The sequence below is a fragment of the Pseudomonas sp. LBUM1646 genome (assembly GCF_059716165.1).
This window is the reverse complement of the sequence record NZ_CP166810.1, coordinates 427,892-443,059: the sequence shown is the minus strand read 5'-3', so window position 1 is coordinate 443,059 and position 15,168 is coordinate 427,892. Positions and strand designations below refer to the sequence as shown.

Here is a 15,168-nt window from a genome sequence, read left to right as displayed (position 1 = left end):
TCTACCTAAGTCAAAATGGGCCAACGAACGCTGATCCCCGTAGCGCGCGATTATCTAGTAGGGCGCGTTACAACGCATCAGGGGTAGCAAAGTATTTATCGCGAAAACCCCCTGTTTTCAGTCGAAATGCCCTTAAAAACATGTTTCAGGGGCTTTCAGGTCTGTAACAGGAAGGTTACCGGGCCATCATTGACCAAGTGCACCTGCATATCCGCGCCGAATCTACCTGATGCCACAGTGCCATGCACCTCTTTCGCTTTGCCTAATAAATAGTCGAAAAGTTCTTCACCCAGGGCCGGAGGTGCCGCGGTCGAAAAACTCGGGCGCAACCCGCTCTTGGTATCGGCCGCCAGGGTGAACTGAGAGACCAGCAGCAACCCACCGCCGACGTCCGCCAGGGACAGATTCATCTTGCCCTCGGCGTCACTGAATACACGATAGTTAAGCATCTTATGCAGAAGTTTGTCGGCACTGGCCCGAGTGTCCTCGGGCTCAATCGCCACCAGTACCAGTAAACCCTGGTCGACGGCGCCGACCACCTCCCCCGCTACCTCGACTCGCGCGCCACGCACGCGTTGCAGCAGGCCCTTCATGCTTCTTCTGGCGGCAGATCAAGCAAGCGCCGGGCCATCTGACCAGCGGCTCGCACCAACGCATCGGTGATGCCCGGTTCGGACGCGGCGTGGCCCGCATCGCGGATCACCTGCAGCTCGCTGTTCGGCCAGGCTTGATGCAATTCCCAGGCGTTGTCCAACGGGCAGATCACGTCGTAACGGCCATGGACAATTACACCCGGCAAATGGGCGATCTTGCCCATGTCGCGGATCAGTTGGTTCGGCTCAAGGAAAGCATTGTTGGTGAAATAGTGGCATTCGATACGCGCGATCGACAAAGCACGTTGCGGCTCGGAGAAGCGATCGACCACCAGCGGGTTCGGCCGCAGGGTCGCGGTCCGGCCTTCCCAGGTGGACCAGGCTTTGGCCGCGTGCATCTGGGCGATCTGATCGTTGCCGGTCAGACGCTTGTGGAAAGCGGTCAGCAAGTCGCCGCGCTCGTCCAGCGGGATCGGCGCAATGTAGTCCTGCCAGTAGTCGGGAAACAGACGACTGGCGCCGGCCTGATAGAACCACTCGATTTCCTGCGGACGGCAGAGAAAGATCCCGCGCAGGATCAGGCCATGAACACGCTCCGGGTGGGTTTGCGCGTAGGCCAGCGCCAGGGTCGAACCCCAGGAGCCGCCGAACAGTACCCATTTTTCGATATTCAGGTGCTTGCGGATCCGTTCCAGGTCGGCGACCAGATCCCAAGTGGTGTTGTTTTCAAGGTTGGCATGGGGCGTGGAGCGACCGCAGCCGCGCTGGTCGAAGGTGACAATGCGATACAGGTTCGGATCGAAATACCGACGACTTTGGGCATCACACCCGGCGCCGGGGCCGCCATGGATGAACACCACCGGCAAACCTTCCGGTGAACCGCTTTCGTCGACATACAGCGTGTGGGTTTTATCGACGGCCAGATCGTGCCGGGCGTAGGGTTTGATCTGCGGGAACAAAGTCTGCATTGCGCGCTCCGTAAGGGGTCGAGGTCATCCCTGGGGGGACTTCTATTATTCTGCCGTCCGGCATCATAAACCCGAATTACGTCAATGAGCATGCCCTTGCAGCGTCAGAGCCTGTCAGCCAGAAACCCGACCAGCGTTTCATACAGTCGGTCGACCTCGGCGACCTGCCCGCGGCCCCGCAGGCAACCGTGAACCAGCCCTTCGCCGTAGTAAAGCGTCGCGCTCACGCCAGCAGCGTTGAGTCGCTCGGCATAGCGCACACCGTCGTCGCGCAACGGGTCGAATTGCGCCACGGCAATCCATGCGGGGGGCAAATCGGTGAAATCGTCGGCGAGCAATGGCATGGCATAGGCGCTCGGTTGTGCGGTGCCCGGCAAGTAAAGTGCGTGATAGCAGTCCAGATCGCTGCTGCTGAGCAATGGTGCGTCGGCGCATTCGCTGCGGGACGGTAAGCGGTGATCGCCACCCAGCCCCGGATATATCAGCACCTGCGCGGTGGGCAACGGCTCGCCGGCATCACGCAAGGCCAGACACAAACCTGCCGCCAGGTTTCCCCCGGCGCTGTCGCCGGCGACCAGCATCCGCGCCGGATCGAACCAGAATGGCCCCGAGCGCAAGGCCTGCCAAACCTTGAGGCAATCGTCGAACCCCGCCGGGAACGGATGCTCGGGTGCCAGCCGATAATCCACCGCAACCACCATCGCCCCCAGCGCCGACGCCAGTTCGACACAGATGAAATCATGGGAATCCAGATCCCCCACCACCCAGCCACCGCCGTGCAAATACAGAATGCACGGCCAACCGCTCGCCGGTGGCGTCACTGCGGGTCGATAGGAACGCACCGCGACGCCCGACAAAGTGAAGTCGGTAACCTCAAGCCCGGCAGGACGTGGCGGAGTAAACGCCCGGCACATCTCGCTGTAGGCCTGGCGCAATCCGGTGAGGCTGCTGTCGGTGCTGTTGAAGCCGAGGGTTTTCTCGACGAAGGCCGACATCTGGGCAGAAAGGGGATAAGGAGCCATGGGCCTGGTGTCAGCCTGTTCAGGATATTTTGAGTTTAAAAGGAGCCCCCTGTGGGATCGAGCAAGCTCGCTCCCACAGGTTCTTCACTTGAAGTCAGTTTTTCAGGCTGGCCTGTACGGTCGCCACGCCATCCTTGCCATCAAAACTGCTCACCCCGGCCAGCCAGCGCTGAAGGTCTTCCGGGTGATCACGCAGCCAGGCCTTGGCAACCTCCTGCGGCGTCTTGCGTTCCATGATCGGCACCATCAACTGGCTTTCCTGGGAAGCGGTGAAGGTCAGGTTTTGCAGCAGGCGATTCACATTCGGGCAGCGTTCGGCGTAGTCCGGGGCGGTGACGGTGGAGACCGTTGCCGCGCCTTCGTTCGGACCGTAGACGTCTTCACTGCCGGTCAGGTAGGCGATTTTCATGTTGATGTTCATCGGGTGCGGGGTCCAGCCGACGAACACCACGAATTCCTTGTGGTTCACCGCCCGTTGCACGGCGGCGAGCATGCCGGCCTCACCGGACTCGACCAGTTTGAAATCCTTCAGGCCGAAGCGGTTGGTCTCGATCATGGTCTTGATATTGGTATTGGCGCCGCTGCCTGGCTCGATGCCGTAGATCTTGCCGCCGAGCTGTTCTTTGAATTTGGCGATATCGGCGAAGGTTTTCAGGCCTGCGGCAGCGACGTAGTCCGGTACGGCGAGAGTGGCTTGGGCGTCGGCCAGGCTTGGCGTGTCCATGACCTTCACTTGATTGGCGGCGACGAATGGTGCGATGTTTTTGTCCATCGCCGGTTTCCAGTAACCGAGGAAAATATCGAGGCGCTTGTCGCGGATGCCGGCGAAGATGATTTGCTGCACGGCACTGGTTTGCTTGCTTTCGTAGCCGAGGCCATTGAGCAATACATCGGCCATGCCGCTGGTAGCGATCACGTCGGTCCAGTTGACCACACCCATGCGCACGGCCTTGCAGGACGCATCGTCACTGGCCAGGACGCTGGTGCTCAGCAGAGCGGTGCCGCAGAGGATTGAGAGACAGCGGGTGAACAAACCTTTGGTGCTTGTCATGGAAAGCTTTCTCGTGCGGCAGATTATTGTTGGGGGCCGGTGTCTTTATGCACCGTGCCCAGAACATTACGCAGCGTCGAGAGGGTAAAAGCGACCTGTGGCGACCGAGATTTGCACGGTGGCGACTTGATGGCGAAGTGCTGATCGTTCCCACGCTCTGCGTGGGAATGCAGCCCGGGACGCTCTGCGTCCCATTCGAGAGCTGGAACGCGGAGCGTCCCTTGAGGCATTCCCACGCGGAGCGTGGGAACGATCAGTCACGCGTAGTGCTTTTGGCCCCAGGCCAACAACCCTTGCAGCAACTCCTTGAGCACCACCTGCGTCGGTGCCGCCAGATCAGGCCGATAGCGGAATGGCTCGAACTCTTCCATATACGTGCACTGCCCCAGCTCCAGTTGCACCGCGTGGATGTTCTCGGCCGGATTACCGTAATGCCGGGTGATGTGGCCGCCCTTGAAGCGCCCGTTCAGCACATGGCTGTACTCGGTGTGCCGGGCGCAGATCGCTTCCATTTGCGTGGCCAACTGTGGATCGCAACTGGCGCCGTTGAAGGTGCCGAGGTTGAAGTCCGGCAGTTTGCCGTCGAACAGGTGTGGGATGATCGAGCGGATCGAGTGCGCATCGAACAGCAGCGCATAACCGAACTCGGCTTTGAGTCGCGCCAACTCGTTTTGCAAAGTGCTGTGATACGGCGCCCAGATCTGTTCCAGGTACGTCGCGCGCTCGGCCGCCGACGGCTCCATGCCCTCGCGGAACAATGGAATGCCGTCAAACAGCGTCGCCGGGTACAGCCCGGTGGTAGCGCCGACATACATCGGTTTATCGTCGGACGGTCGGTTCAAGTCGATGACAAACCGCGAGTACTCGCCGGCCAGGGTGCTAGCACCCAGTTCGGTGGCGAAATCGTAAAGCTGCGGGATGTGCCAGTCGGTGTCCGGCAGGCTTTTCGCGTCGGGGATCAACCCGGCTTCGACCACCGGTGTCAGGCGCAGGCCGGCGTGGGGCATGCTGATCAGGAGCGGCACGCGGCCTTGTTTGAAGTTCAGAACCTTATCCACAACTGCTCTCCTAAATGCTTGTCTCGACGCCGTGACGCACGACGCGTTTTTCCAGGTCGCCGCCCAGCCAGTAAGACAGGTCAGCGGGACGATCAATTTGCCAGGCCACAAAGTCTGCGACCTTGCCCACTTCCAGCGAACCGTGAGTCTCGGCCATGCCCAGCGCGGTGGCGGCATGAATCGTTGCACCGGCCAGGGCTTCTTCCGGGGTCATGCGGAAACAGGTGCAGGCCATGTTCAGCATTAAGCGCAATGACAACGCAGGCGAGGTGCCGGGGTTGAGGTCGCTGGCGATAGCGATTTTCACCCCGTGCTTGCGCAGGGCTTCCATCGGCGGCAATTGGGTTTCGCGCAGGAAGTAGAACGCACCGGGCAGCAGCACCGCGACGGTACCGGACTTGGCCATGGCAATGGCGTCGTCTTCGTCCATGAATTCCAGGTGATCGGCGGACAACGCGTGGTAACGCGCGGCCAGGCTCGAACCGTGGAGGGACGACAACTGCTCGGCGTGCAGCTTCACCGGCAAACCGAGTTCCTGGGCGGTGATGAACACGCGCTCGACCTGCGCTGGCGAAAACGCCAGGTATTCGCAGAACGCGTCCACGGCATCCACCAGCCCTTCGGCGGCGAGTGCCGGGAGCATCTCGGCGCAGATGTGATCGATGTAGGCGTCGGCGCGATCCTTGTACTCCGGGGGTAAGGCGTGGGCAGCCAGGCAGGTGCTGCGCACACTGACCGGCAGTTCAGCACCGAGACGACGGATAACTCGCAGGATCTTGCGTTCACTGGCCAAATCCAGACCGTAGCCGGACTTCATCTCGACCGTGGTCACGCCGTCGCGCAGCAGGCTTTTCAGACGCTTGGCGGCGCTGGCAAACAGTTCGTCTTCGCTGGCCGCGCGGGTGGCGCGCACGGTGCTGGCGATGCCGCCGCCGGCCGCGGCGATTTCCGAGTAGCTGACGCCTTGCAGGCGTTGTTCGAATTCACCGCTGCGGTTACCGCCAAACACCGTGTGGGTATGGCAGTCGATCAGGCCCGGCGTGACCCAGGCCCCTTTCAAGTCGTTGACCGCCGGGTATTCGCCCGACGGCAGTTCAGCACGTGGGCCGATCCACTCAATGTGCGCACCGGACGTCACGATGGCCGCATCCTCGATGATCGAGTAGACGCCTTGCGCCATGGTTGCGACGTTGCAGTGTTGCCAGAGCGTTTTCATCCTGGCCTCCATTAGGTTATCGATGAGAAAAATCAGGGTCTCGCGCCACCAATGCGGCTTTACCTGCCGCGGGTTTGACCCAGGTCAGGTAGGCCAGCACCAGCAACACGATCCAGACTACGCCAACGATCAGCGCGGCCTGGGTATCCGGGAAGTAACCGAGCACGCCGAAAATGAACAGCATGAACGCAATCGCCGCCATCGGCGCATAAGGCCAGAACGGCACCGGGAATTTCAGTTGCGCGACCTGTTCGGCGCTCATGGAACGGCGCATCGCCACCTGGGTGAACAGAATCATCAGCCAGACCCACACCGTGGCGAAGGTCGCGATAGAGGCGATCAACAGAAACACGTTCTCCGGAATCAGGTAGTTCAGCAGCACGCCCAGCAGCAGCGCGGCACTCATCACCACCACGGTCATCCATGGGACGCCATTAACGGACAAGCGGGCGAAGCCTTTAGGCGCGTGTCCTTGCTGGGCCAGACCGTACATCATCCGGCCAGCGCCGAAGATGTCACTGTTGATGGCCGACACCGCTGCGGAGATCACCACGATGTTGAGGATGGTTGCCGCCGAGCTGATGCCCAGGTTGTCGAAAATCTGCACGAACGGGCTGCCCTGGCTGCCAATCTGCTGCCACGGGAAAATCGACATCAGCACAAACATGGTCAGCACGTAGAACAGCAGGATTCGCAACGGTACGGCATTGATCGCCCGGGGCAACACGTGCTGCGGGTCTTTGGCTTCGCCGGCGGTGACGCCGATGATTTCAATGCCGCCAAACGCAAACATCACCACGGCAAACGAAGCGATCAGGCCGCCCACGCCATTGGGCATGAAGCCGCCATGACTCCAGAGGTTGCTGATGTCGGTCGCCTGGGCGCCGGGCGCGGTGCTGATGCCGAACAGCATGATGCCGAAGCCACCGAGGATCATCGCGACGATGGCCGCGACTTTGAGCAGCGACAACCAGAACTCCATTTCGCCAAAGACTTTGACGTTGCACAGGTTCAGGCCGCCGACCACCGAAACGATGCCCAGCACCCAGATCCAGCGGGCTACTTCCGGAAACCAGAAGCCCATGTAGATCCCGAATGCGGTGACGTCGGCCATACCGACGATGACCATTTCAAACGCGTAGGTCCAGCCGAGGATGAAGCCCGCCATCGGCCCCAGGTAGGTGCTGGCGTAGTGGCCGAAAGAGCCGGCCACCGGGTTGTGCACCGCCATTTCACCGAGGGCGCGCATGACCATGAACACCGCCGCGCCACCAATCAGGTAAGCGAGCAGTACCGCAGGCCCGGCCATTTGAATGGCCGAGGCAGAACCGTAGAACAGCCCGGTGCCGATAGCCGACCCCAGCGCCATGAAGCGAATATGTCGGGCAGAGAGCCCGCGTTTTAATCCTTTTGCTTGCGGTTGCATTGCTCGTCCTTAATTATTTTTATTGGCGGAGGTGATCGTTGATGATCGTTCCCACGCTCAGCGTGGGAATGCAGCCCGTGACGCTCTGCGTCACTGGACGCGGAGCGTCCCCAGAGGCATTCCCACGCAGAGCGTGGGAACGATCAGCATGGGAACGATCATCATCAGACTTACAGGCTAGGCAGCAACTTCGCCGAAACCAGTTCGTTCAGGCAACGGGTCGCCAGAAGTTCGCTCGCAGCATTGATGTCCGGCGCAAAGAACCGGTCCTTCTCATAGAACGGCACTTCAGCACGCAGGATGGCGCGAGCCTTTTCCAGCTTGGTCGACGTCTTCAGACCGTCACGCAGATCCAGGCCCTGGCACGCCGCCAGCCACTCAACCGCCAAAACGCCGCGAGTGTTTTCGGCCATTTCCCACAGACGCTTGCCAGCGGCCGGGGCCATGGACACGTGATCTTCCTGGTTTGCGGAAGTCGGCAGGCTGTCCACCGAATGCGGATGGGACAATGCCTTGTTCTCGCTGGCCAGTGCCGCTGCCGTCACTTGGGCGATCATGAAGCCGGAGTTCACGCCGCCATTGGCCACCAGGAACGGCGGAAGTTGCGACATGTGCTTGTCCATCATCAACGAGATGCGACGTTCGCTCAGGGAACCGATTTCGGCGATGGCCAATGCCATGTTGTCAGCAGCCATGGCCACTGGCTCAGCGTGGAAGTTACCGCCGGAGATCACGTCGCCTTCAGCGGCGAAGACCAACGGGTTGTCGGAAACGGCGTTGGCTTCGACGGCCAGCACTTCGGCAGCCTGACGGAACTGGGTCAGGCAGGCGCCCATGACTTGCGGCTGGCAGCGCAGGGAGTACGGGTCCTGGACCTTTTCGCAGTTCTGGTGCGAGTCGGAGACTTCACTGCGCTCGCCCAGCAGATCGCGATAAGCGGCAGCGGCGTCGATCTGGCCTTTCTGGCCGCGAGCGGCATGGATACGTGCATCGAACGGCGAGCGCGAGCCCAACACCGCTTCAACGGTCATACCACCAATGGCCAGGGCGCCGGCGAACAGGTCTTCGCCTTCGAACAGGCCGCGCAGGGCGTAAGCGGTGGACACTTGAGTGCCGTTGAGCAGCGCCAAACCTTCTTTCGCAGCCAGGGTCAGCGGGGTCAGACCGGCGACTTTCAGCGCTTCGGTCGCTTCCATCCACTCGCCTTTGTAGCGAGCCTTGCCTTCGCCCAGCAGCACGAGAGACATGTGCGCCAGCGGCGCCAGGTCGCCCGATGCACCGACCGAACCTTTCAATGGAATGTGCGGGTAAACCTCGGCGTTGATCAGGGCGATCAGCGCGTCGATCACCACGCGGCGGATACCGGAGAAACCACGGCTCAGGCTGTTGACCTTGAGCACCATGACCAGGCGCACCAATGCGTCGCTGATCGGCTCGCCGACACCGGCAGCGTGGGACAGAACGAGAGAACGCTGGAGGTTTTCCAGGTCTTCGCTGGCGATGCGGGTCGAAGCCAGCAGGCCGAAACCGGTATTGATGCCGTAAGCAGTGCGGTTTTCGGCGAGGATCTGTTCCACGCAGGCAACGCTGGCTTCGATTTGCGCCGAGGCGCTGTTATCGAGGGTGATTTTCACCGGGTGCTGATAAACATCACGCAGTTGGGCAAGGCTCAGTTGGCCGGGAATCAAATTAAGCGCAGTCACATCATTCTCCTTTTGAGAGCTTCTTATTAACTCACCAGACGCTCCGGAGATGTCCGTTGTCCGTCGCGTCTCGCTTTTGGGGAGACGCGCCTTGGCACGCTGGTGTTATGGAAATCAGTTGAGGTTGGGTAAAGCCTTGTGCAGCAAAATCGGGTCTTTCAGCACGCTGGCAGCGGCGGCGATGTCCGGTGCCAACCAACGGTCCTGGTCATAGGCCGGGACGCGTTCACGCAGCAGACGCCAAGCGGTATCGGTGCCGGCGCCGAAGCGTTGTTCCTTGAGGAATTCAAACGCCTGGGCCGCCAGCAAATACTCGATGGCGAGGATCTGTGTGACGTTTTCCAGGGCGCGATGCAGCTTCAGCGCGGCATTGGTGCCGAGGCTCAGGTGGTCTTCCTGCAGGCCGGAAGTGACGTAGTTATCGAGCACGGCGGGTTGCGCCAACTGGCGGTTTTCCGCACAGAGCGAAGCGGCGACGTATTGGACGATCATCATCCCGGAGTTCACCCCCGGATTGGCCACCAGGAATGCCGGCAGACCGCTGACGTGCGGGTTGATCAAGCGATCCAGACGACGCTCGGCGATGGAGCCGATTTCAGCCATGGCAATCGCCAGCAAATCCGCCGCCAGCGCCACCGATTGGCCGTGTGGGTTGGCCTGGGACACTACGCGGAAGTTGTCCGGCGTGCCCAGCAGCATCGGGTTGTCGGTGACCGAGTTGAGTTCGGTTTCGATCTGTTTTTTCGCATGCTCGAGCTGATCGCGAGCGGCGCCGTGAACCTGTGGGATCGAGCGGATGCTCAATGCATCCTGGGTGCGAATGCCAAGGCTTGAAGCAATCACTTCACTGCCATCGAGCAACGCCCGCAGATTGACGCCGACTTGCTGCATGCCCGGGTGCGGTTTGAGCGCGATGATCTCGGCATCGAACGCCGCGATCTGGCCGCGCTGGGCTTCGAAGCTCATGGCGCCGATCACATCGGCCCATTGCACCAGGTGCGTCGCGTCGGCCAGCGCCAGGCAACTGAGACCGGTCATACACGGCGTGCCGTTGACCAGGCACAAACCGTCCTTGGCGCCGAGCTGAACCGGCTCCAGGCCTTCTTCAGCCAGGGCTTGCTGCGCGGACACAATCTGCCCGCGATAGCTGACATTGCCAACACCCAGCAGCGTGATGCTGATGTGGGCCATGTGCGTCAGGTAACCCACCGAACCCTGGGACGGCACTTGCGGGGTGATGCCGCGATTGAGCAGCGCCAGCAAACCTTCGACGACCCGGCGATGAATGCCGGATTTGCCGTGACTGTAGTTACGAATGGCGGCGCAGATAATTGCGCGGGTCTGCTCGTCGGCCAAGGGTGCGCCAACGCCACAGGCGTGGCTGAGCAGTGTGTTGCGCGACAGTTGGCTGAGTTGTTCGTCTTTCAGCGAGACGTTGCACAAGGCGCCGAGGCCGGTGTTGACGCCATACGCACGTTCGCCGCTGGCGACGATGCGCTGGACGATGGCCTGGGCATTGTCGATGCGTGCCCAAGTCTCGGCCGACAGCTCAAGCTGCGCGCCATGACGGGCGACGGCGACCACATCCTGCCAACGCAACGGGGCGTCGGCGATAACGATTTTTTCAGCCTGGGACATCTTCAACCTCTTGAACTTGATCGTTCCCACGCTCTGCGTGGGAATGCCGCCTGGGACGCTCCGCGTCCCGTTGTCAGCGCAAGGCTCAAGCCCTGCGCATGGGTGACGCGGAGCGTCACGGGATGCATTCCCACGCAGAGCGTGGGAACGATCGACTGTTAAACCACCGCTGCCCGCCGCTGTACGAACCGATCCACATACTCATCCGCCGGCGAGTGCAGGATCTCTCTTGGCGTGCCGACCTGAATCAGTCGCCCATCCTTGAGAATCGCGATGCGATTACCAATGCGCACCGCCTCATCGAGGTCGTGGGTGATGAAGACGATGGTCTTGTGCAGGGTCTTTTGCAGTTCCAGCAACTGGTCCTGCATCTCCGCGCGGATCAGTGGGTCGAGGGCGCTGAACGCCTCGTCCATCAGGATGATGTCGGTGTCCGCCGCCAATGCGCGGGCCAGGCCCACACGTTGACGCATGCCGCCCGAGAGCTGGTGCGGGTATTTGTTTTCGTAGCCCTTGAGGCCCACGGTGTTGATCCAGTGCAGCGCGCGCTCGGAGCACATTTGCTTGCTCTCACCACGCACCTTCAAGCCGTAGGCAACATTGTCCACCACGGTCTTGTGCGGCAGCAGGCCGAAGCTCTGGAACACCATGCTGATTTTGTGCCGACGGAATTGGCGCAGGGCTTCCATGTCGTATTGCAGGATGTCCACGCCATCCACCAGGATCGCGCCGCTGGTCGGGTCGATCAGGCGATTGAAGTGACGCACCAGGGTCGATTTGCCGGAACCCGACAAGCCCATGATCACGAAGATCTCGCCAGTGCCGATGCTCAGGGACAAGTCGTTCACGCCGACCACGCAACCAGTTTCGGCCAGCACCTGATCCTTGGTCTTGCCCTGGCCAATCATGCCCAGCGCTTCCTTGGAGCGGTTGCCGAAAATCTTGAAGACGTTTTTGACTTCGATTTTGCTCACGGTTGCATCGTTCATTTGCTCACCTCATGCCGTGGCCGACCGTACGCTTGAGTAATGCGGTCGATCACCACTGCCAGAATCACGATCGCCAGACCGGCTTCAAGGCCACGTCCGACGTTGAGGGTCTGAATCCCCACCAACACGTCTTCGCCCAGGCCACGGGCACCGATCATCGAGGCGATTACCACCATCGACAGGGCCATCATGGTGGTCTGGTTGATCCCGGCCATGATGCTCGGCAGGGCCAGCGGCAATTGCACGCCGAACAGTTGCTGCCAACGGTTGGCGCCGAAGGCGTTGATCGCTTCCATCACTTCACCGTCCACCTGGCGAATGCCCAGGTCGGTCAGGCGAATCAGCGGTGGCGCGGCGTAGATCACCGTGGCGAAAATCGCCGGGACCTTGCCCAGGCCGAACAGCATCAGCACCGGGATCAGGTACACGAAACTTGGCATGGTCTGCATGATGTCCAGCAACGGCATCAGCACCGAACGCAGGCGATTGCTGCGCGCCGAGAGAATGCCCAGCGGAATGCCGATCAGCACCGAAATGATCGTCGCGACCATCATCAACGCCAGGGTTTGCATCAGCTTGTCCCAGAGGCCGACCGCGCCGACCAGGAACAGCAGACCGACGATCACCGCAGTGGTCACGACCTTACGGGTCGCGTGCCAGGCAACGCCCGCCACGATCAGCAGCATCAGCCACCACGGCGCCGCACGCAGCATGCCTTCAAGATTGACGATGGCCCACAACAGGGTGTCGGAGATGTGCCGGAACACGTCGCCGTAGTTGGTGACCAGCGAATCGACCCAACTGTTGACCCAGTCGGCGATGGAAAAGGTAAAGCTTTCGGGAAACATAAGAGACTCTCAATCAAGGGGTTGCGATCAAGCGTCCGACTGCCGTTGCCAGCAGTCGGAGAGGCTCAACCTACAAGGCCGCGTCGATTTTCTTGGCTGCGTCGTCGCTCACCCATGCGTGCCAGACTTCAGGATGTTCCTTCAAGAAGATCTTGGCCAGTTTTGGCGATTCGATCCGCTCTTTGGTCATGCGTCCGAGGTTCTGGTTCAGCAGGTCGATTGGCAGGTTGACCTTTTCCAGCACAGCCACCAGTTCCGGGGCCTGCTCGTGGAACACCTTGGACAGGCCGACCTTGATGGTCACGCGCTTGTCGACGCCTGGCTTCTCTTCGAGTTTGACCAGGTCAACCTGGCCCATCAGCGGGGTTGGCGACCAGTAGTAGAACAAGATCGGCTCACCACGCTTGTAGCTCGACAACACCGCTGCATCCAGCGCCGGGCCGGTGCCTGGGCGGAAGTTGGTGTAGGTGCTTTCCAGGCCGTAGCTTTTCAGCATTTCGCTGTTGTCGAGTTCACAGGTCCAGCCGGCCGGGCAGTTGTAGAAACGGCCCTTGGATGGCTCTTCCTGATCCTTGAACACGGCAGAGTACTTGGCCAGATCAGCAATGTTTTTCAGGTCCGGCGCCTTCGGTTCCAGCTTGCGCTTGGCGTCGCCTTCGATCACGTAGCGCGGCACGTACCAGCCTTCCACTGCGCCGACTACCGGAGCGCCGACACCAACGACTTTGCCGGCCTTCTCGGCCTTGTTCCAGACCTCGCTGCGGCCTACCCATTCTTCGGCAAACACCTGGATGTCGTTGCTGCTCAGGGCGTTTTCCATGGTGATGGAGTTGCCCGGCAGGCTGTCGGTCTTGCAGTCGTAGCCTTTCTCCAACACGACTTGCAGCACGTCGGTCAGCAGCATGGCGCTTTCCCAGTTCAGGCCGGCGAATTTCACCGGTTTGCCCGATTCGCACCAACCGGCAGCCTGAGTGGCGCCGGCGCTGGCGAGCAGGCCCATGGAAAGCAATGTGGTCAGCAGGGTCTTGTTCGATTTCATTGTAGTGACGCTCCTAATCATGAGTTGGCTTACGGCAGTCAAGAGGCATCCAGCCCTGTCCACGTCCAATCAGGCCTGCGCCGCAGCGCGACCGGCCCCGCTTGTTTTAGGTGCTGCATCGCTGTTCTGCTCGATCGGCAGAATCAGGTGATCGGGTACTGCGCTGTGCCATTTTTTTGCGCACACGTAATACAGGACGGCGGGAATCACCAGACCGATGATCCAGGAAATATCCACATCACCCAGGGCTGCCACCAGCGGACCGGTGTAGAACTTGGTGGAGATGAACGGCAATTGCACCAGCACACCGAAGACATAAACGCTGATGCCGAGGATGTTCCAACGACCGTAGCGACCGTTCGGATCGGCCAGCGCCGGAACGTCATAACGCTCGCGGGTGATGCAGTAGTAGTCCACCAGGTTGATCGCGCTCCATGGCGTAAAGAATGCGAGCAGGAACAGGATGAAGGACTTGAACGCACCGAGGAACGAGTGCTGGCCGAGCAACGCCATCAGGGTCGCCGCGCCGACGATGACCAACACGAACACCAGACGCTGCAAACGCGTGACCTTCAGCTCACCACGGAAACCGCTGATCACGGTCGCAATGCACATGAAGCTGCCGTACGAGTTAAGCGTGGAGATGGTGACCTTGCCGAACGCGATGCTGAAATACAGCAGCGCAGCGGTGGCACCGGTACCGCCCAGGCCGACGATGTACGCCACTTCGTGCCCGGCGAATTGCCCGTTGGCCGAGGCGGCGGCAAACACGCCGAGGATCATTGCCACTTGTGCACCAATGACAGAACCCGCACCCGCAGCGAAGAAGGTTTTCACCGAGGACGTCTTGCTCGGCAGGTAGCGCGAATAGTCAGCCACGTAAGGGCCGAACGCGATCTGCCAGGACGCCGCGAGCGACACCGAGAGCAGGAAGCTGCTCAAGCTGAAATGTCGAATTTGCAGGAGTGCACCGACGTCGGTCTGGCTCATCAGGCGCCAGAACAGAAAAACGAAAGCAATCACGCCAATGATGCTGGCGACCCGGCCGATGAAGTGGATCACTCGATAACCGAGCACCGTGGCCAGCACGATGACACTGGCGAAGAGCAGAATGCCGACGCTGTCGCTGACCCCGAACAACTGGCCCAGCGCCTGGCCGGACAGCACGGTGCCGGTTGCGGTGAAACCGAGGTACATCAAGCAGACCAGCACGATCGGGATGGCCGCGCCATACACGCCGAACTGGACCCGGCTGGAAATCATCTGCGGCAGGCCAAGCTTGGGCCCTTGCGCCGCATGCAACGCCATCACGCCACCACCGATCAATTGGCCGATCAGCAAACCGATCAACGACCAGAACACGTCACCGCCCAGCACCACGGCCAGGGCCCCGGTGACAATCGCGGTAATTTGCAGGTTGGCACCCATCCACAAGGTGAACTGGCTCAACAGACGACCGTGTCTTTCCGCTTCCGGGATGTAGTCGATCGAGCGTTTCTCGATCAACGGTTTACTGCTTACACGATCGTTGACAGCCATGGTTCAACCTCTGTGGATTGTTATTGTAGGTTTACGCAATCCCTGTAGCAGCTGCCGCAGGCTGCGTTGGGTTGCGAA

The 15,168-nt window shown here is 60.7% G+C and carries 13 protein-coding genes; all 13 read right to left on the bottom strand.

Annotated features, from left to right (window positions below; translation table 11 throughout):
- Positions 1-155: 155 nt before the first annotated feature.
- Positions 156-593, bottom strand: a complete 438-nt coding sequence (gene dtd, locus ACA071_RS01975) for a D-aminoacyl-tRNA deacylase (protein WP_497642910.1) — start codon at positions 591-593, stop codon at positions 156-158.
- A complete protein-coding gene (pip, locus tag ACA071_RS01970; RefSeq protein WP_149659138.1) occupies positions 590-1,561 on the bottom strand; it encodes a prolyl aminopeptidase in 972 nt (323 codons plus the stop codon). The genes dtd and pip overlap by 4 nt, the downstream gene beginning before the upstream one ends.
- A gap of 104 nt (positions 1,562-1,665) precedes the next feature.
- A complete protein-coding gene (locus ACA071_RS01965; protein WP_497642909.1) occupies positions 1,666-2,583 on the bottom strand; it encodes an alpha/beta hydrolase in 918 nt (305 codons plus the stop codon).
- A 94-nt stretch (positions 2,584-2,677) separates the two neighbouring features.
- Positions 2,678-3,634 carry a choline ABC transporter substrate-binding protein gene (locus tag ACA071_RS01960; RefSeq protein WP_497642908.1) on the bottom strand — a complete coding sequence of 319 codons (957 nt, stop codon included), beginning with the start codon at positions 3,632-3,634 and terminating at the stop codon, positions 2,678-2,680.
- A gap of 257 nt (positions 3,635-3,891) precedes the next feature.
- Positions 3,892-4,692 carry an N-formylglutamate deformylase gene (gene hutG / locus ACA071_RS01955; RefSeq protein WP_497642907.1) on the bottom strand — a complete coding sequence of 267 codons (801 nt, stop codon included), beginning with the start codon at positions 4,690-4,692 and terminating at the stop codon, positions 3,892-3,894.
- A 10-nt stretch (positions 4,693-4,702) separates the two neighbouring features.
- Positions 4,703-5,908: an imidazolonepropionase gene (gene hutI / locus ACA071_RS01950; protein ID WP_497642906.1), complete on the bottom strand. Its 1,206-nt coding sequence runs from the start codon at positions 5,906-5,908 to the stop codon at positions 4,703-4,705.
- 16 nt (positions 5,909-5,924) lie between these two features.
- The gene (locus ACA071_RS01945; protein ID WP_497642905.1) at positions 5,925-7,334 is read right to left on the bottom strand and encodes an amino acid permease; all 1,410 of its coding nucleotides are present in this window, start codon (positions 7,332-7,334) and stop codon (positions 5,925-5,927) included.
- Positions 7,335-7,504: 170 nt separating this feature from the next.
- The gene (gene hutH / locus ACA071_RS01940) at positions 7,505-9,037 is read right to left on the bottom strand and encodes a histidine ammonia-lyase (protein WP_497642904.1); all 1,533 of its coding nucleotides are present in this window, start codon (positions 9,035-9,037) and stop codon (positions 7,505-7,507) included.
- Positions 9,038-9,151: 114 nt separating this feature from the next.
- A complete protein-coding gene (hutH, locus tag ACA071_RS01935; protein WP_497642903.1) occupies positions 9,152-10,675 on the bottom strand; it encodes a histidine ammonia-lyase in 1,524 nt (507 codons plus the stop codon).
- A 158-nt stretch (positions 10,676-10,833) separates the two neighbouring features.
- Positions 10,834-11,664 carry a quaternary amine ABC transporter ATP-binding protein gene (locus ACA071_RS01930; protein WP_054054680.1) on the bottom strand — a complete coding sequence of 277 codons (831 nt, stop codon included), beginning with the start codon at positions 11,662-11,664 and terminating at the stop codon, positions 10,834-10,836.
- A complete protein-coding gene (locus ACA071_RS01925) occupies positions 11,661-12,512 on the bottom strand; it encodes an ABC transporter permease (RefSeq protein WP_133837848.1) in 852 nt (283 codons plus the stop codon). The genes ACA071_RS01930 and ACA071_RS01925 overlap by 4 nt, the downstream gene beginning before the upstream one ends.
- Before the next feature lie 70 nt (positions 12,513-12,582).
- On the bottom strand, positions 12,583-13,551 hold the full coding sequence (locus ACA071_RS01920) for an ABC transporter substrate-binding protein (RefSeq protein WP_497642902.1): 969 nt from the start codon (positions 13,549-13,551) through the stop codon (positions 12,583-12,585).
- 69 nt (positions 13,552-13,620) lie between these two features.
- The gene (locus ACA071_RS01915) at positions 13,621-15,090 is read right to left on the bottom strand and encodes a purine-cytosine permease family protein (protein ID WP_497642901.1); all 1,470 of its coding nucleotides are present in this window, start codon (positions 15,088-15,090) and stop codon (positions 13,621-13,623) included.
- Positions 15,091-15,168: the final 78 nt, after the last annotated feature.